Annotated in this window: 16 protein-coding genes and 1 pseudogene; 7 read left to right on the top strand and 10 right to left on the bottom strand. The window is 72.5% G+C overall.

What is annotated here, in order from left to right; translation table 11 throughout:
- The 5 genes from GSY65_RS29330 (at position 1) to GSY65_RS29305 (ending at position 5,224) form a co-directional block, all read left to right on the top strand.
- Positions 1–1,329, top strand: a complete 1,329-nt coding sequence (locus GSY65_RS29330) for a sulfate adenylyltransferase subunit 1 (RefSeq protein WP_159774281.1) — start codon at positions 1–3, stop codon at positions 1,327–1,329.
- Positions 1,330–1,548: 219 nt separating this feature from the next.
- Positions 1,549–2,658, top strand: a complete 1,110-nt coding sequence (locus tag GSY65_RS29320; RefSeq protein WP_159774278.1) for an aliphatic sulfonate ABC transporter substrate-binding protein — start codon at positions 1,549–1,551, stop codon at positions 2,656–2,658.
- A gap of 37 nt (positions 2,659–2,695) precedes the next feature.
- Positions 2,696–3,484, top strand: coding sequence for an ABC transporter ATP-binding protein (locus GSY65_RS29315; RefSeq protein ID WP_159774276.1), 789 nt, complete (start codon positions 2,696–2,698; stop codon positions 3,482–3,484).
- Positions 3,471–4,433, top strand: coding sequence for an ABC transporter permease (locus GSY65_RS29310; protein WP_159774274.1), 963 nt, complete (start codon positions 3,471–3,473; stop codon positions 4,431–4,433). The genes GSY65_RS29315 and GSY65_RS29310 overlap by 14 nt, the downstream gene beginning before the upstream one ends.
- Positions 4,434–4,480: 47 nt before the next feature.
- A complete protein-coding gene (locus tag GSY65_RS29305) occupies positions 4,481–5,224 on the top strand; it encodes a sirohydrochlorin chelatase (RefSeq protein ID WP_159774272.1) in 744 nt (247 codons plus the stop codon).
- 152 nt (positions 5,225–5,376) lie between these two features.
- On the opposite strand, the gene GSY65_RS29300 is transcribed toward GSY65_RS29305, so the two are convergent.
- From GSY65_RS29300 to GSY65_RS29285, 4 genes and pseudogenes are all read right to left on the bottom strand, one after another.
- Positions 5,377–6,276: a GNAT family N-acetyltransferase gene (locus tag GSY65_RS29300; RefSeq protein WP_159774270.1), complete on the bottom strand. Its 900-nt coding sequence runs from the start codon at positions 6,274–6,276 to the stop codon at positions 5,377–5,379.
- Between the two features lie 183 nt (positions 6,277–6,459).
- Complete coding sequence (locus GSY65_RS29295) at positions 6,460–7,071, bottom strand: TIGR03086 family metal-binding protein (RefSeq protein WP_159774268.1); 612 nt, start codon at positions 7,069–7,071, stop codon at positions 6,460–6,462.
- A gap of 25 nt (positions 7,072–7,096) precedes the next feature.
- A pseudogene (locus GSY65_RS29290) lies at positions 7,097–8,153 on the bottom strand (ketopantoate reductase family protein).
- Between the two features lie 2 nt (positions 8,154–8,155).
- Entirely contained in the window at positions 8,156–8,707 is a 552-nt protein-coding gene (locus tag GSY65_RS29285; RefSeq protein WP_159774266.1) for a DUF1697 domain-containing protein, read from the bottom strand.
- A gap of 259 nt (positions 8,708–8,966) precedes the next feature.
- On the opposite strand from GSY65_RS29285, the gene GSY65_RS29280 reads away from it, so the two are divergent.
- Positions 8,967–11,222, top strand: a complete 2,256-nt coding sequence (locus GSY65_RS29280; RefSeq protein WP_159774264.1) for an MMPL family transporter — start codon at positions 8,967–8,969, stop codon at positions 11,220–11,222.
- Positions 11,223–11,292: 70 nt separating this feature from the next.
- Here the strand turns inward: GSY65_RS29280 and GSY65_RS29275 are convergent, their stop codons facing one another.
- From GSY65_RS29275 to GSY65_RS29265, 3 genes are all read right to left on the bottom strand, one after another.
- Positions 11,293–12,249, bottom strand: a complete 957-nt coding sequence (locus tag GSY65_RS29275) for a CDP-alcohol phosphatidyltransferase family protein (protein WP_159774262.1) — start codon at positions 12,247–12,249, stop codon at positions 11,293–11,295.
- A gap of 245 nt (positions 12,250–12,494) precedes the next feature.
- Positions 12,495–13,688: a macrolide-inactivating glycosyltransferase gene (mgt, locus tag GSY65_RS29270; protein WP_159774260.1), complete on the bottom strand. Its 1,194-nt coding sequence runs from the start codon at positions 13,686–13,688 to the stop codon at positions 12,495–12,497.
- Positions 13,689–13,697: 9 nt separating this feature from the next.
- Entirely contained in the window at positions 13,698–13,847 is a 150-nt protein-coding gene (locus GSY65_RS29265) for a hypothetical protein (RefSeq protein ID WP_159774258.1), read from the bottom strand.
- 299 nt (positions 13,848–14,146) lie between these two features.
- On the opposite strand from GSY65_RS29265, the gene GSY65_RS29260 reads away from it, so the two are divergent.
- Positions 14,147–15,010: a phosphotransferase enzyme family protein gene (locus tag GSY65_RS29260; protein WP_159774256.1), complete on the top strand. Its 864-nt coding sequence runs from the start codon at positions 14,147–14,149 to the stop codon at positions 15,008–15,010.
- A gap of 14 nt (positions 15,011–15,024) precedes the next feature.
- On the opposite strand, the gene GSY65_RS29255 is transcribed toward GSY65_RS29260, so the two are convergent.
- The 3 genes from GSY65_RS29255 to GSY65_RS29245 all read right to left on the bottom strand — a co-directional run bounded on the left by GSY65_RS29255 (position 15,025) and on the right by GSY65_RS29245 (position 17,717).
- Complete coding sequence (locus GSY65_RS29255; protein ID WP_201452851.1) at positions 15,025–15,492, bottom strand: GNAT family N-acetyltransferase; 468 nt, start codon at positions 15,490–15,492, stop codon at positions 15,025–15,027.
- Between the two features lie 88 nt (positions 15,493–15,580).
- Positions 15,581–16,306: a 3'-5' exonuclease gene (locus GSY65_RS29250; RefSeq protein WP_159774252.1), complete on the bottom strand. Its 726-nt coding sequence runs from the start codon at positions 16,304–16,306 to the stop codon at positions 15,581–15,583.
- Positions 16,307–16,478: 172 nt separating this feature from the next.
- On the bottom strand, positions 16,479–17,717 hold the full coding sequence (locus GSY65_RS29245) for an SAV2148 family HEPN domain-containing protein (protein ID WP_159774250.1): 1,239 nt from the start codon (positions 17,715–17,717) through the stop codon (positions 16,479–16,481).
- Positions 17,718–17,778: the final 61 nt, after the last annotated feature.

Raw genomic sequence — 17,778 nt, 5'->3', positions numbered from 1 at the left:
ATGACGACGACCGCGGAACTCTCCGCCACCACACTCCTCAGGTTCGCCACCGCAGGCTCCGTCGACGACGGCAAGTCCACCCTCGTCGGCCGGCTGCTGCACGACTCCAAGTCGGTCCTCACCGACCAGTTGGAGGCCGTGGAGCGCGCCTCGGCGAGCCGCGGCCAGGAGGGCCCGGACCTCGCGCTGCTCACCGACGGCCTGCGGGCCGAGCGGGAGCAGGGCATCACCATCGACGTGGCGTACCGCTACTTCGCCACGGCCAAGCGCCGGTTCATCCTCGCCGACACCCCCGGCCACGTGCAGTACACCCGCAACATGGTGACGGGTGCCTCCACCGCCGAGCTGACGGTGATCCTGGTCGACGCCCGCAACGGGGTCGTCGAGCAGACCCGCCGGCACGCCGCGATCGCCGCGCTGCTGCGCGTCCCGCACGTGGTGCTCGCCGTCAACAAGATGGACCTCGTCGCGTACGAGGAGAAGGTCTTCGCGGGCATCGCCGAGGAGTTCACGGCGTACGCGACCGAGCTGGGCGTCCCCGAGGTCACCGCGATCCCGATCTCGGCGCTGGCCGGCGACAACGTGGTGGAGCCGTCCGCGCACATGGACTGGTACGGCGGTCCGACGGTCCTGGAGCACCTGGAGACCGTGCCGGTCAGCCACGACCTGGCGCACTGCCACGCCCGGCTGCCCGTGCAGTACGTGATCCGCCCGCAGACCGCCGAGCACCCGGACTACCGGGGGTACGCCGGGCAGATCGCCGCCGGCACGTTCCGGGTCGGCGACCCGGTGACGGTGCTGCCGTCGGGCCGTGCGACGAAGGTCGCGGGCATCGACGTGCTGGGCAGGCCGGTCGACGTCGCCTACACCCCGCAGTCGGTGACGCTCCTGCTGGAGGACGACATCGACATCTCGCGCGGCGACCTGATCGTGCCGAGCAAGGACGCGCCCGCGACGACGCAGGACATCGAGGCGACGGTCTGCCATGTCGCCGACCAGCCGCTGACGGTCGGCCACCGGGTGCTGCTCAAGCACGGCACCCGCACGGTGAAGGCGATCGTGAAGGACATCCCGTCCCGTCTCACGCTCGACGACCTGTCCCTGCACCCGCACCCGGGACAGCTCGTCGCCAACGACATCGGCCGGGTGAAGGTCCGTACGGCGGAGCCGCTGCCGGTCGACTCCTACGCGGACTCCCGCCGCACCGGTTCGTTCATCCTGATCGACCCCTCCGACGGCACGACCCTGACCGCCGGCATGGTCGGCGAGTCCTTCGCCTCCCCGGAGCCCGTCAAGGACGACTCCGAGGACGACGGGTGGGACTTCTGACATGGGCTCCCTGGACTACTACGCGACGTTCGCGAAGGAGGGCGGCCGGGTCGGCAGCGGGCAGGGCGGAGTCGCCCGATGTGTGCGCTGACGTACGCGCACCGCATGCGCGCCCCCTCCCGCCACCGGACGTCCCCGGTGCGACGAAGACCTTTTTCCTGACGACCCGGCCACGCCCCGCAAGGCCGTGACCCCGGGCCAACGAGAGGAACACCTCCCGTGCCTGCCTCCCGATCGACCGCCGTCCGGCGCGCTTTCGCGGCGCTCGCCACCGTCCCGCTCCTCACCCTCGCCGCATGCGGCTACGGCTCCCAGGCGCCCAAGGACGACGTCGCCCAGGTGGCCGCCGGAGCCAAGAAGATCGACGGACTCGACACCGTCAGCATCGGCTACTTCGGCAACCTCACGCACGGCACCGCGCTCGTCGGCATCCAGAAGGGCCTCTTCCAGAAGGAACTCGGCGGAACCCGCGCGAAGTACACGACCTTCAACGCCGGGCCCTCCGAGATCGAGGCCCTCAACGGCGGCTCCATCGACATCGGCTGGATCGGCCCCTCCCCCGCCATCAACGGCTTCACCAAGGCCGACGGCGCGAACCTGCGCATCATCGGCGGTTCCGCCTCCGGCGGCGTCAAGCTCGTCGTCGACCCGGACAAGATCAAGTCCCTGCAGGACGTCAAGGGCAAGAAGATCGCCACGCCGCAGCTCGGCAACACCCAGGACGTGGCGTTCCTCAACTGGATCGCCGAACAGGGCTGGAAGGTCGACGCGCAGAGCGGCAAGGGCGACGTGTCCGTGGTCCGCACCGACAACTCCATCGCACCGGACGCCTACAAGTCCGGGGCCGTCGACGGTGCCTGGGTGCCCGAGCCGACCGCGTCCAAGCTGGTCGCCGAGGGCGCGAAGGTGCTGCTGGACGAGGCCGACCTGTGGCCGGACAAGAAGTTCGTCATCACGAACATCGTCGTGCGGCAGGAGTTCCTGAAGGAGCACCCGGACGTGGTCGAGGCCGTGCTGCGCGGCTCGGTGAAGACCAACGCGTACATCCACGCCCACCCGGACGAGGCCAGGGCGGCGGCGAACGCGCAGCTCAAGGCGGACTCCGGCAAGGCGCTGCCGGCGAACGTGCTCGACCCGGCGTGGCAGTCCATCCAGTTCGTCGACGACCCGCTGGCCGCCACCCTCAGCACGGAGGCAGAGCACGCGGTCAAGGCGGGTCTGCTGGAGAAGCCGAGGCTGGACGGCATCTACGACCTGACGCTGCTGAACAAGGTCCTCAAGGCCGCGGGCGAACCCGAGGTCGACGACGCCGGGCTCGGCGCCGAGTAACCCCGTAAGTCCGAAGAGTTCCCAGGAGGTGACGACCATGGCCACCGCACTCGCCAAGGCCGACGACAGCGTCCGGGCGGTCGGGCACGCCGCCCGCATCGAGCACGTCTCGAAGTCCTTCCCCGGGCCGGGAGGGCAGCAGCTCGTCCTCGACGACATCACGCTCGATGTCGCGCCGGGTGAGTTCGTCACCCTCCTGGGTGCCTCGGGCTGCGGCAAGTCGACGCTGCTCAACCTGGTCGCCGGGCTGGACGCCCCGACCGCGGGCAGCATCGCGACGGACGGCCGCCCCGCGCTGATGTTCCAGGAGCACGCGCTGTTCCCGTGGCTGACCGCAGGCAAGAACATCGAACTCGCCCTCAAGCTCCGGGGGGTCCCCAAGGGCGAGCGCCGCGAGCGGGCCGAGGAACTCCTCGGGCTGGTCCGGCTGAAGGGCGCGCACGGCAAGCGTGTGCACGAGTTGTCCGGCGGCATGCGTCAGCGGGTGGCCCTGGCCCGCGCGCTGGCACAGGAGAGCAAGCTGCTGCTGATGGACGAGCCGTTCGCCGCGCTCGACGCCATCACCCGGGACGTGCTGCACGACGAGCTGACCCGCATCTGGAGCGAGACCGGCCTGTCGGTGCTGTTCGTGACCCACAACGTGCGTGAGGCGGTGCGGCTCGCCGAGCGGGTCGTGCTGCTGTCCTCCCGTCCTGGCCGGGTGGCCCGGGAGTGGACGGTGGGCATCCCGCAGCCGCGCCGTATCGAGGACACCGCCGTGGCGGAGCTGTCCGTCGAGATCACCGAGGAACTGCGTAGGGAGATCCGCCGCCATGGCCAGCACTGAGACCGCGAGCGACGCCTCCGGCAAGGACGTCCAGGGCGGCAAGGACGTCAAGACCGTCGGGACCGTCGGGACCGTCGGGGACGTCAAGTACTCGGACGACCTCGCGGGACTGGAGGCGGGCCTCGACGCACTGGACTCGGTGCAGACCGGGCGGCCGCCGCTCGGTCAGGTGCTCGTCCAGAAGGTGCTGCCCCCGGTCGTCGCGATCGCCCTGACCCTCGCGGTCTGGCAGGCGCTGGTCTGGGCCGAGGTCGCTCCGCCGTACAAGCTGCCCTCACCGGGCGCGGTGTGGGGCGAGGTGGAGGACGCCTGGCTGCAGGGGACGCTGCTCGACTACATCTGGACGAGCGTCTCCCGCGGTCTGCTCGGCTTCCTCGCGGCGCTCGCCATCGGCACGCCGCTGGGTCTGCTGGTGGCCCGGGTCCGCATCGTGCGCGCGGCGATCGGACCGATTCTCTCCGGTCTGCAGTCGCTGCCGTCGGTGGCGTGGGTGCCGCCCGCGGTGGTGTGGCTGGGGCTGGAGCCCTCGGTGATGTACACGGTGATCCTGCTGGGCGCGGTGCCGTCGATCGCCAACGGTCTGGTGTCCGGCATCGACCAGGTGCCCCCGCTGTTCCTGCGGGCCGGCCGCACCCTCGGCGCGACCGGGCTGAAGGGCACCTGGCACATCGTGATGCCGGCCGCGCTGCCCGGTTACGTGGCCGGCCTCAAGCAGGGCTGGGCGTTCTCGTGGCGCTCGCTGATGGCCGCCGAGATCATCGCCAAGGCACCGGACATCGGCACGGGCCTCGGCCAGTTGCTGGAGGCGGGCCGGACCAACAGCAGCATGTCGCAGGTCTTCCTCGCCATCTTCCTCATCCTGATCGTCGGTATCGCCATCGACCTGCTGATCTTCAGCCCGCTGGAGCGGTGGGTGCTGCGCAGCCGCGGTCTCCTCGTGAGCCGCTGACCCGCGTCCACGAGCCGTCGTAAGAGAGCTGAGGGAGCCAGACCCCGATGAGCCGCAGCCCCGTCCTCCTCGTCGTCGCCCACGGCAGCCGTGACCCGCGGCACGCCGCGACCGTGCACGCCCTCGTCCGCCGGGTGCGGGCGGCGCGTCCCGGGCTGCGCGTGGAGACGGGTTTCCTGGACTTCAACGTCCCCTCGGTGCCGGGGGTGCTGGAGTCCCTCGCGGCGGAGGGCGTCGAGGACGTGGTGGCGCTGCCGCTGCTCCTGACCCGCGCGTTCCACGCCAAGGCGGACATCCCGGCAGTGCTGCGGGACGCGCCGCCCCGGCTGCGGGTCCGCCAGGCGGAGGTGCTCGGCCCGTCGCCGCTGCTGCTGGCGGGCCTCGAACGCCGGCTGTACGAGGCGGGCCTGAGCCCCGCCGACAAGTCCTCGACCGGGGTCGTGCTGGCCTCGGCGGGGTCCACGGACCCGGAGGCGATCGCGGTGATCGCAGCAATCGCGCGGGAGTGGCGGCACACCGGTTGGTGCGCCGTGCGACCCGCGTTCGCCTCCGCGTCGCTGCCCCGCACGGAGGACGCCGTACGGGAGCTGCGGGCGCTCGGCTGCCGGCAGGTGGCCGTGGCGCCGTACGTCATCGCGCCCGGCCGGCTGCCGGACCGGATTTCCGCCGGTGCCCGCGAGGCGGGCGCCGACGTCCTGGCCGAGGTGCTCGGCCCCTCCCCCGAACTGGCCGAGCTGCTGCTGCGCCGGTACACCGCCGCGCTGGACGCCGGGCAGCGCACGGCGGCCTGACCGCGCCACGACCGCGACCTCCACCGCGCCGGCGACGGCGACCCCGGCCCGCCCCCCCCCGACCGCCGCACGACGACCCCGCCGGGCGATCCGCTGCGGTGGCAGGCCGGGGACGCGGCCGAAACACGGCGCGCCCCGGCCCCCACCGGTGATCAGGCCGCCGGGTCCGCCGGGTGGAAGTTGACGCGTTCACCGACGACGGGGAAGCCGGCCTTCGCGAAGTTCGCGGCCATGGGGAAGTTGCCCCGGTCCGTCGCCCCGCTCACGTACTGCGCGCCCTGCTCCACGAGGACGTGGGTGCACTCGGCGAGGAGGTCGTAGGCATAGCCGTGACCCCGGTGTTCCGGGAGCACGCCGATGAAGCCGACGGTCGGGCCGGAGGGGTTGTGCGCCGGGACGTGGATGCCGGCGAGGTCGCCGTCCGGGGTGTGCGCGACCTGCCACCACTTTCTCGGGGAGGGGCACCAGTGGAAGAAGTCGAGCTCCTGCTGGGCGGCCAGGTCCACGCCGCCCTCCTCGATCGCCCGGAGCGCGTGGGCGTCCAGGGTGACGGAGTGGATGCGGCGCAACGCGTCGCGGAACACCTCGTCGTCGGGCTCGGGGCGGAACCGCAGGCGTCCGGGCCGCTCGGGCAGCCCCTGTTCGGGGGTCCAGCGGTACAGGAAGCGTTCCACGAGGAGTGCGTACCCGGCGGCGCGGGCGGCGCCGAAGCGGGCCTCGGCGGCGGCGCGCAGGGCGGGGTCCTCCCGCCAGCCGCCGGGAAGGTTGATCTCCAGTTCGACCTGCCAGGGGGCGGAGCGCAGGAGTGCGGCGCCGGCCTCCTCCTCGCCCTCGGCGACGTCGAACCAGTTGATGTTGACGGGCTCCGGGTCGTCGGGCCCGCCCCACCAGGCGCCGCGCGCGACGACCTCGCCGTCGCGCAGGGCGACACGCTTCCAGTCGGGGCGGAACCGGGTGCGCCGGTGGCTCTCACGGGCGCCCAGCGGGTCGGGGTGTGCGTCGAAGAGAGAGGCGTCGCTCGCGGTGAGCGCGCGGATGACCGTACCGGTCATGAGGGGTTCCTCCGGGATACGAGCTGCTGGGGGCGCTCCCGGTCAGACCCCGTCGAACACGCCGGGACAGCGGGGAAGGGAGCGCAGGAAAGGTGTGAACCGCACGGCACTCGCCTCCTTCCGTCGGTCTCAGGGCGTGGAAGCCGACGGTACGTCGTCCCCGGTCGGCCCGTCCATGGGTTTTCAGCCGGCTCCCTGGCCGGGGCCGGCCGGTGAACCGCCCCTCGGGTCACGGCCGCTCGACGCCAGCGCCCGGTCGAACAGCGGGGCGTCGGGCGGCACCGGCACCGGCGCCGCGAAGCCGTCGTACTTCCGGTACAGCTCGCCGTGGGTCTCGACGACGCCGAGGACGAAGCGGGCGGCGTCCTGCGAGACGCGGAACTCCTGGCCGGTGGCCGTGGCGACGTCCCAGCCGTGGACGGCCATCTCCTTGATGATCATGCCGGCGAGGTCGGCGGCCGGCAGCGGGCCCATGCCGAGGTCGATGTCGCCCTCCCAGTGCGCCGGGTCGGCCCAGGCCGCGACCGCCCGGTCCAGCTGGGCGGCGTACGCGTCGGCCCAGTGCGGGTCGGCCGCGAAGTCGCGCCGCGTCAGCTCCTCGGGGAGCGGGGTGCGCAGGGCGCGGTGTTCCAGGCCGTGCGAGGTGTACAGGACCCAGTGGTTCACCAGGGCGCGGACGTCCCAGTCGGGGCAGTGGGTGGGGAGGGCGAGCTGCGCCGCCGTGACGCCCCGTGCGACACGGGCCGCCTCGGCGGCGCATTCGACCATGTGCGGGTACGAGTCGTGGCTGTTCATGCGTCCCACGCTAGGGACGGCGCGCTCACGGCTCTTGAACAAACGCGACACCGCCGCCGGCGCCACCGCGGCCGGTCCGCTCCGCCTCGTCCGCCCGCCGCAGCAGGTGGGCGACCGGCATCGAACCGGCGGGCCGGCGCTCGCGGGCGAAGGTGTTCGCGAGGCGTTGCAGCAGCTCGTTCAGGGGGGGTCGGTACGCCGTGCAGCCGCCCGAGCAGGACGATCTCGCCGTTGAGGTGGTCGGCCTCGATGCTGCCGGTGCCACGGATGAGGGACTGCCAGGAGGAGCCGCCGCCGCGCGGGACGCCGTCCAGCGGCACCAGGGTGATCTTGTCGCCCCTGGCGCTGCGCTGCTCCTCGGCGCTCGCGTACGCGATCCCCGCGGCGTCGAGCACCCGTTCGCCCTCCGCGCGCACCCGGGCGAACAGCGCCGCGGCCTCCTCGCTGTCGACGGGGCCGCTCAGCGCTTCGAGGGCGTTGCCCAGGTTGCCGAGCAGCTTGGCGTACTGCCAGCGCTGGACGTCCGGTACGACGGGGGCCTCGAACCGGGACCTCTCCAGGTCGGCGGCGACGCGGTGGGCCGTCGCGTCGGTGCCGTGGGGGTGGCGGCCGAGGTGGAGCATGCCGGTGAGGGGGGTGCCGGCGGCCGAGACGACGCCGGGTTCCACGAAGGTGGCGGGCAGCCAGACGCAGACGCCGTACACGTGCCGGAAGCGGCGCAGGGCGAGCCGTGCGCTCTCCACGCCGTTCTGGGCGCAGACCAGGGGGAGGCGCTCGGCGGCCGTGCCGCCGCCGGCCACCGGGACGGGGCCCCAGGTCGCGAGGGCCGCCTCGGTGTCCTGGGTCTTCACGGCGAGGAGGAGGACGTCGTCGGCGCGCAGCTCGCCGAGCGCGGCGGGGCCGTCCACGGTGGGGAGGGGATGGGTGCGGTCGCCGTCCGGGGTCCTCAGGCGCAGGCCGTGGTCGCGCAGGGCGCGGTACTGGGCGCCGCGGGCGACGAGGACGACCTCGTGGCCGGCCTGGGCCAGGCGTCCGCCCACGGCTCCGCCGACCGCGCCGGCTCCGATGACGAGGTAGCGCATGGTCAGCTCCCGGCCGCGGTCATCTCGGCCATCTTCACGACGGTGTTCCAGTTGCGGGTGGTGGCGATGAGGCCCTTCACCAGGCGCGGCTTCGCCAGTGCCTGCGCCAGCCCGGAGCGGCCGAGGCCGTCGGGGGCGTACAGGTAGAGCGCCCGGTCGCCGAGCCGGAACTCCTCCGGGAGGAAGTCCGACCGGTCCAGCCCGGCGAAGCGGTCCTCGGCCACCTGGTGCGAGAAGTAGGTGACGTGCAGTTGCCTGCCCTCCAGTTCGGCGGCCGGGAACGGGCAGCCGGCCCGTACCGCCTGAAGGTAGGCGTGGTCGCGCACCAGGACGTCCACGGTGAAGCCGAAGTGTTCCCGGAGGGCGCCGGTGATCTCGGCGGCGAGGGAGTCCTCGTCGCCGCGGTCGCTGGTGAAGACCGCGTTGCCGCTCTGCAGGTAGGTGGCCACCGCGTCGTGCCCGAGGCCCGACAGCAGGGTGCGGAGGTCGGCCATCGGGACCTTCCTGCTGCCCCCCACGTTGATTCCGCGCAGCAGCGCGGCGTACGTCGTCATGGGCCCACGATAGGCAGGTCGGCGCCGGTGGTCCGCCCTGGCGGGGCGGGCGCGCCCCTGAGTCGGGGCCCCGAGAACACGGGATAGGTGTAAGGGGCCGCTGTCCTCCCTGGTGGGGAGGGGACGGAGTCCGAGGGGTGGAGGCTTCCGGTCGCGGGTTCACCGGGCAGTACGACGAGACGGATTTATGCGGCGCCTACCTTCGAGACGGAAGGTGGCGGCAGGGGGTCGCCACCGCATACGAGGGGGCTTGCCCGTCATGGGGAACGGAGACATACGGGTGCGGGGAATCGCCGCCCGGGCCGGGGGGTGGAGCGCCCGGCACCGGTGGGCGGCCGTCGGGATCTGGGTGCTGTTCGTCGTCCTGGCGATGGGGATCGGCTCGGCGGCGGGCCGGGTGGACGTGCGGGACAGCGACCAGCTCAAGGGCGAGACCAGTACCGCCGCCCACATCGTCGAGGAGGCGGGGATCGAGGAACCGGCGAGCGAGTCGGTCCTGATCCAGGCGAAGGACAAGGGGCTCAGGGCCACGGACGCGGAGTTCCGGGCCGCCGTGGACGCGGTGATCGAGGCCGTCGACGGCACCGGCGCGGCCGGCGGCATCACCTCGCCGTACGACACCCGGACGATCTCGAAGGACGGGCGCAGCGCGCTCGTGCAGTTCGACGTGAAGGGCGAGTCGGAGACCGCCGGTGAGCGCATCGAGCCTGTGCTGAAGGCCGTCGAGGGGGTGCAGGAGAAGCACGGGTCGGTGCGGATCGAGGAGATCGGCGGCGCCAGCATGATGAAGACGTTCGACGACGCGTTCGGGGACGACTTCCAGAAGGCCGAGTACTCCGCCGTGCCCGTCGCGCTCGGCATCCTGCTGATCGCGTTCGGAGCGGTCGTGGCGGCCCTGCTGCCGGTCGCGCTGGCGATCACCGCGATCATGGCGACGATGGGTCTGATGGCCATCGTCAGCCATGCGATGCCGATGAGCGACACCGCCAACTCGGTGATGCTGCTGGTGGGTCTGGCCGTCGGTGTCGACTACTGCCTGTTCTATCTGCGGCGCGAGCGCGAGGAGCGCGAGGCCGGCCGGGACGCGCAGACGGCCCTCAGGGTCGCCGCCGCGACCAGCGGTCGCGCGATCATCGTCTCCGGTGTCACGGTGTGCGTGGCGATGGCGGGCATGCTGTTCACCGGTCTCGCCGAGTTCGAGGCGATGGGCCTGGCCTCGCTGATGGTCGTGGCCGTCGCCATGGTCGGCTCGGTGACCGTCCTGCCCGCACTGCTGTCGCTGCTGGGCGAGCGTGTCGAGAAGGGCAAGATCCCCTTCCTGCACCCGCAGAGCAGGCTCCGCCGCAACCGGGGCGGCGTCAACCGCGAGAGCCGCTTCTGGACGGCCGTCCTCAAGGGCGTGCTCGCCCGGCCGGTGGTCTCGGTCGTCGTCGCGGGCGGCGCGCTGCTCGCCGTCGCGGCTCCCGCGCTCGGCATGAAGACCGAGCAGCTCACCCTGGACAAGGAGTTCGGCGACTCGCTGCCGATCGTGCAGACGTACAACCGGCTCAACGAGGCGTTCCCGGGCGGCTCCGAGCCGGCCGAGGTGGTCGTCCGGGCCGAGGACATCAACTCCCCCGAGGTGAAGGCGGCGCTGGCCGACTTCCGTGAGCGGGCGGTCAGCTCCGGTGCCTCCCGCGGCCCGGTCGAGATCAAGGTGCACGACGCGCAGAACCTCGCCTTCGTCCACGTGCCGCTGGTGGGCGGCTCCGACCTCGACAGGGCGGGCGAGAGCCTGGACAAGCTGCGCGACGAGGTGCGTCCGGCGACGCTCGGCACGGTGGACGGTGTCGAGGCGCCGATCACCGGGCAGGTCGCCGGTTCGGAGGACTTCAACGACCAGCTGGCCGGTGCGGTCGTCCCCGTCTTCGCCTTCGTGGTGGTGTTCGCCTTCGGTCTGATGCTGCTGTCGTTCCGCTCGCTGACCGTCGCGGTGACGTCGATCGCGCTGAACCTGCTGTCGGTGGGCGCGGCGTACGGCATCCTCGTCGCGGTCTTCCAGCACGGCTGGGGTGCCTCGCTGGTCGGCGCGGAGGGCGTGGGCGCCATCATCACCTGGCTGCCGCTGTTCCTCTTCGTGATCCTGTTCGGCCTGTCGATGGACTACCACGTGTTCGTGGTCTCGCGGATCCGTGAGGCCCGGTTGAGGGGCCGTACGACGAAGGACGCGATCCAGCACGGTGTGGTGACCACGGCGGGGGTCGTCACCAGCGCCGCCGTGATCATGGTCGCCGTCTTCGCGATCTTCGGGACGCTGTCCATGCAGTCGATGAAGCAGATGGGCGTGGGTCTCGCGGCCGCCGTGCTCATCGACGCGACCATCATCCGGGGTGTGCTCCTCCCGGCGGTGATGGCCCTGCTCGGCGAGCGCAACTGGTACCTGCCGACGTGGCTGCACCGCCTGCCGGACCTGACCCACGACGAGTCGCCGGAGCCGGCCCCGGCGCCCCGGAGGGACGACGCGGTACGGGTCTGACGGGCTCTCCCGCGCGCGGGGGCCGGGGTGCGCGACGCACCCCGGCCCCCGCGCCGCGCCGTGGGGAAGGTCAGGCCGCCCTGGTGACCGAGCCGGCGACCGTCTCACGGTCGAAGGAGTCGATCGTGCGGGTGAAGTCCCGGGTCGACAGCAGCAGTTTGTAGATGATGGCCAGCTCGAAGACGAGGAGCAGCACACCCGAGACGATGGTCGCCGACAGCACCGAGTCGACCAGCGGGCCGATCATGAAGACACCCATCTGGAACTCGATGCCGCTGATCAGGTGGGGACGGACGCGGTGGCGCAGCAGGAAGGAACGGACCCGCAGATAGGCCGGGAAGCGGCGGCGGAACTCCTGGTGGAGGTCGACGACCTGGGCCTTGGGGGCGGTCTGGACGGCCTCGGCGGTCACCGTGCGCAGGTCCTGCTCGATGTCGGCCTCGGGGTTCTCGCGGAGCAGGTCCTCCATGAAGGCGAGTTCGCGCTCGTTCTCGGCGCGGCGGGCCTCGCGGAGCCGCGACTTGATCTGCTTGCGCATGGTGTGGCGGACCTTGAAGGTCTCCAGGGAGTTGATGTAGCGCAGGGCGTCGCAGCCGATGATGGCGGCGGCGAGCCAGATGTAGAGGGTGTCGCCGGTGCGCTGGTACTGCCCGGCCATCAGGGCGACCGCGCACGCCGCCACCCGGATGCGGTCGAAGACGAAGTCGAGCCAGGCGCCGAACACCGAGCCCTGGCCGGTGAGCCGGGCGACCTTGCCGTCCATGCAGTCGAGGATGAAGCTCAGGTGGTAGACGACGGCGCCGGCGATCAGCCAGCGCCAGTCGCCCAGCGCGAAGAACGCCGCGGACACCAGACCGAGCAGGAAGGCGCCCCAGGTCAGCTGGTTGGGCGTGATCCTCGTGTACTTGGCCGTGAGCCGCACGAGCGGTGTGGCGACCGGGTCGACGAGGAGCACGGTCCACCACGCGTCGCGCTTCTTCTGAGTGACGCGGCGCACCTCTGCGAGGTCGGGTATGTCTCGGCGCATGGGGCAACTTCCTGGCGTTCGAAGTGAGTTCCACCTCAGCTTGGGAGCTGTTCACCCGAGGTACAAGAAGTGCCCTGTGCAACCTTTCGGCAGGGGTAACGGTCGTACTCGGCAACAGGATCAGTGCGCTCTCCCCGCAGGCCGGGCGTTACCCGAGCGTTATGAAGCAACCGGACCGTTACCCAAATTGCGCCGAGACTTCACGGTAGAGACGCAACCGTCCTGCTTTTTCCTGCATCGTCTCACTATGGCCGGGCCGGGAGGGCGGCCTCGATGAGGTCGGCGGCCCGCCGGGTGCCGCCCTCACGCGCCATCTCCTCCCGCACCCCCCGGAGCCGGCGTGCCACGTCGGGGTCGTCGACGAGGGCGAGCACGGCTTCGCGCAGGGCCTCGGCCGTCGCCTCCTCGCGGGGCAGGTGGCGGGCGACACCGAGCGACTGGAGCATGTCGGCGTTGCCGAACTGGTCGACGGCCTGCGGTACGGCGACCATGGGCGTGGCGGTGGCGAGCCCCTCCTGGCTCCCGCCCGCGCCCGCGTGGGTGATGAAGGCGTCGGCCTGCTCCAGGACGGCGAGTTGCGGCACCCAGTCCCGGACCTCGACGCCCGGCGGGATCTCGCCCAGTTCGGCCGGGTCGACATGGCGTCCGATCTGGAGCACCGTGTGCCAGCCCGGCAGGCCGCCGAAGGCCCGGACGCACTCACGGTAGAAGTCCGGCTGCTTGGTGAAGGCCGAGCCGAGCGAGACGAGGAGGACCTTCTCGGCGTCGGCGGGCCGCCGCCAGCCGCCCTGCGCGGAGCCGTCGCCCCGGCAGGCGCCGACGAAGGTGTACCGGCTCTCGTCGACCCGGTCCGCGTGCGGCTGGAGCACCTTCGGGATGAGGACGAGGGAGCGGGCGGGGCGGCCGGCGAAGTCGTCCGGGTGCGCGGTGATCCCGTTCTCCTCCAGCCAGGCCCGGAAGCGGGCGTAGTACGCCTTGCCGCGCTCGGTCCTCTTCGGCTCGGCCCACATCGGCGCGGCGACCTCCTCCTCGTAGCCGTCCCAGGCGACCAGGTTCGGGGAGAGCGAGATGGCCTGGACGCCCCAGCGGTGGGCGAGGACGGGCGCCGGGTAGGCGGTGATGTCGTGCAGCACGAGGTCGGGTTCGTCGCCCCGGTACGCCTCGACGAGCTGCGGCAGGGCCTGGATCGCGTCGCCGAGGAACAGCTCCACGTGGTCCAGCAGTTCGCTCCCCCAGGCCGAGGGGTCGTCGTCGGGGCCGGGCAGCGTGGAGTGCCACAGCCGGGGCTCGGCGCCGGTGGCGGCCACCTTCTCGGCGAACGCCGGCGGGATCGCGTACGTGACGCGGTGCCCGCGCGCGACCAGCTCCCGGACGACGTCGAGGCTCGGGTTCACGTGGCCGTGGGCGGCGATGGAGAACATCGCGATGTGGGAGGTCATACCGCGACGCTAAACAAGACGATACGTCTCGTGTAACTTGATTACCGCTCGGCGCCGGTAGCGGGCCGCCACCGGGTTCCCGTCCTCCTCCGGGCGGGCCCGCAGTTCACCGAGGTCGCTGGCGACGACGGTGATGCCGAGTTCCGCCGTCCTCGACACCAGCCGGGCAGCACCCCGTCGTGCACGATCCACGGCACGACCGCTTCGGGCCGCCTCGACACAGACCTCGACCTTCCCTTCCGCGCCCGGACGGAACAGCTGTCCGTCCGCCGACAGCGACCGGTGGCGCGCACAGCCAGCAGCGGCAGTGCGATGGCGCTGAGGGCAGGACAGCCGTCAAGGCACCGCGCACACGGCCCGACCAGTGCGAATGCGAGACTGACCCGGCAAGGGCGTGAACCCGGCCTCCCGCGAGGGAGCGTCGGCCGCGGGGACAGGGCCGGACACGGAGGCGACGGATGGACGAGGCACGGGCGCGGGAGGTGCTGGCGGCGTCGGGCGTGCCGGCCGGCGCGGCCGGGGACGCGCGGCTGCTCGCGCTGGGCGAGAACGCGGTGTTCGCCGCCGGTGACCTCGTGGTCAAGGTGGGCCGCGACGCCGAACTCCTCGACCGGGCCCGGCGTGAGCTGCGGGTCGCGGCCTGGCTCGCCGGGGCGGGCGTCCCCGCGGTGCGGGCCGCCACGTCGGAGGCGCTGCTCGTGGAGGGGCACCCGGTGACGGTGTGGCACCGGCTGCCCGACCCCGTACGCCCGGCCGGCGCCCGCGATGTGGCCGAACTGCTGCGGTTGGTCCACGCGCTGCCCTCCCCCGGCCTCGGCCTTCCGCCCCGGGAACTCTTGGGCGGCGTCGAGCGCTGGCTGCGTCTCGCGGGCGACGCCGTCGACCCGGCCGACGCGGCGTATCTGCGGGAGCGCCGCGACGGGTTCGCGGCGGCGGCCGCGGCCCTCGTCCCCCATCTGCCGCCGGGTCCCATCCACGGCGACGCCCTGCCCCGCAACGTCCATGTGGGGCCCGACGGCCCGCTCCTGGTCGACCTGGAGACCTTCTCCGACGATCTGCGCGAGCACGACCTCGTCGTCATGGCGCTGTCCCACGACCGCTACGGGCTGCCGGCCGAGGAGTACGACGCCTTCACCGCCGCCTACGGCTGGGACGTCCGCGCGTGGGAGGGCTGCTCCGTGCTGCGCGGTGCCCGGGAGACGGCCAGCTGCGCCTGGGTGGCGCAGCACGCGCCGGGCAACCCCAAGGCGCTGGCGGAGTTCGAACGCCGGGTCGCCTCGCTGCGGGACGGGGACGAGACGGTGCGCTGGTACCCGTTCTGACCGCGGGACTCAGGTCAGGTCAGGGTGAGGGTCACCTCGTCGATCTCGGCCGCCCTCGCCAGGGCGAAGCCCCGGTCGTGGCCGGTGACGGCGAAGCCGCACTTCTCCAGGACCCGGATCGAGCCGGTGTTGTCGGCGGCCGCGTGGGCGTACAGCGGGCGGTCCGGGACGAGGTCCAGGAAGGCGGTCAGGGCGGCGGTGGCGATGCCCCGGCCCCAGTGGGCGCGGTCGATCCAGTAGGTGACCTCGCGTTCGTCGGGCGGACCGTAGACCGCTGTCTGGCCGACCACCTCGCCGTCGGCGAGGATCGTGCGGTGCACGACGCCGTCGTCGGCGCGGATCCGCGCCCAGTGGGCGTCGAACTCCGCCCGGTCGTAGTGGTACGTGCCGGTGAAGGCGGCGGCGTGCTGCGCGTCCGGGTCGGACTGGTGCGCCCAGAAGCGGGGCACGTCGCTGTCGCGTGTCTCGCGCAGAGAGATCATCCGGCTGCTCGCTTTCCGGGGCGGTCCGTGGTCGGTCCGTGCGTCGATCCGTGGTGCGTCCATGACGGGTCCACCGGAAGGAGGGTTCCTAGCGGACCGTTTCGTCCGCCGGCTCGCGCAGGGGCCAGGTCGCGTCGACCACCGCGTCCGCGTTGCCCTTGCGGCGGAGGAAGTCTTGGAAGTCGGCCGCCCACGCGGCATACCACTCGATCTGACGGCGGTGCAGCTCGGCAGGGCCGAGGGCGGCCACCTTGGGGTGGCGGTCGGCTATCGCGCGGGCGAGCCGGGCCGCGGCCAGGGCGTCCGCGGAGGCGTCGTGCGCGGCGTCGAGGGGGACGCCGTACTCGGCACAGACCGCTTCGAGGTTGCGTTTGCCCCGGCGGTAGCGGTCCACCCAGCGGTCGATGGTGTACGGGTCGATGACGGGGGCGGGGTCCGGGCCGCCCAGGCGGTCCCGCAGGGACGGCAGGCCGTGGCGGCGCAACTCCGCGGACAGGAGGGTGAGGTCGAAGGCCGCGTTGTACGCCACGACGGGGACGCCGGTCTTCCAGTAGGAGACGAGGACGTCGGCGATGGCGTCGGCGACCTGGTCGGCGGGTCTGCCCTCGGCCGCCGCGCGGGCGTTGGTGATGCCGTGCACCGCCACCGCCTCCTCCGGGATCTCCATGCCCGGGTCGGCGAGCCACTCCCGGTGGCCGGCCGGTTCCCCGTCCCTGACCTCGATCACCGCACCGGTGACGATGCGCGCCTCGCGCGGGTCCGTCCCGGTGGTCTCCAGGTCGAAGCCGATCAGCAACTGCCGGTGCCAACCCATGCCGGCCCCCCTTCTTGGTGGTGCTCTCCCCCAGTGGTCACCACCATCGCACGCGCCACTGACAGTCCGAGGACCGCGTTCCGCTCGGCGGTGCCCGGCAGGCGCTCCGGGCCCGGCGCGGGACCCGGTCCGGGGGTGTGGCGCAGGACCCGCTCCGGGGGTGTGGCGCGGTTCATGACACCGGGCGGGAGTCGGCCCAGGCCACTTCGAACTCCTCGCGATACGTATCGAAAAGCCCTGCTTCGCCGCTCTCGTCCGCTTTCAGTACCCGGTTGCCGCCACGCAGCACCAGCACCGGCGCCTCCATGCCGCGGGTGCGGCGCAGATAGGTCTGGACGACGGCGATGCCGTCCGAGCCGTCGCCGTCCACCAGGTAGGCGGTGAAGCGGGGCGTCTCGTCGAAGACCTGGATCTCGAAGGCCCCGGGGTCGCGCAGCCGGGAACGGACCCGGCGCATGTGCAGGATGTTCATCTCGACGGCCCGGCTGAGTTCGCCCCGCTTTATCCCGAGTTCCCGCTCGCGGCGCTTGACGGCGCTGGAGGCCGGGTTGAGGAACAGCAGCCGGACACGGCAGCCGGACTCGGCGAGCCGCACCAGCCGCCGCCCGGAGAAGTTCTGCACCAGCAGGTTGAGTCCTATACCGATGGCGTCGAGGCGGCGGGCGCCCCCGAAGAGGTCCTCGGCGGGGAACTGCCGCAGCAGCCGCACCCGGTCGGGGTGCACGGCGACGACGTCCGCGTACCGGTCGCCGATCAGCTCCTCCACGGCGTCGACGGGCAGCCGGCGCGCCGAGGGCACGTCGCTGCCGGCGCCGAGTATCTCCAGCAGCTTCGCCGAGGCCCGCTCCGCCTGGGCGAGGACGGCCTCGGACAGGGCCCGGTTGCGGGAGACGACGTTGCGGGTGACCTCCAGCTCGTCGAGGGCCAGTTCCACGTCGCGCCGCTCGTCGACGTACGGCTCGAAGCAGGGCCAGTGCTGGACCATCAGCTCGCGCAGCTGGGGCAGGGTGAGGAAGCTGAGGACGTTGTCGTCGGCCGGGTCGAGGAGATAGCCCTTGCGGCGGCTGACCTCGCGCACCGCGACGGCCCGCTGCACCCACTCCTGCCCGGCGGGGCCCGCGGCGGCCACCACCCAGTCGTCGCCGTGGACCGGCTCGTAGATGGGGCGCAGCACGGCGGCCACGACGGCGCGCAGCCGCTGCTCGACGAGGTTCAGCCAGATGTAGGCGCGGCCGGCCCGCTGGGCGCGGGTGCGCACCTCGAGCCAGGCGTCGGCGTTCCAGTCCAGTTCCGGGCCGATGGATCCCGTCTCCATCGGCCGTGCCAGGGACACCGCGCCGGGCGGGACATCCGTGGAGTTCCCCTCGTGACCCGCGTCACCAGGAGGCAGCTCCAGCCCTCCCGAGCCCACCCGCGCACCGCCTTCCGCTCACCCGAGCCCACCCCTACTCAACGATCAAGGAAGGGTACTC

The organism is Streptomyces sp. HM190 (assembly GCF_009857135.1).
GTDB lineage: Bacteria > Actinomycetota > Actinomycetes > Streptomycetales > Streptomycetaceae > Streptomyces > Streptomyces heilongjiangensis.
Note: the sequence above shows the minus strand (reverse complement) of the source record. Positions and strands in the feature narration are given on the sequence as shown.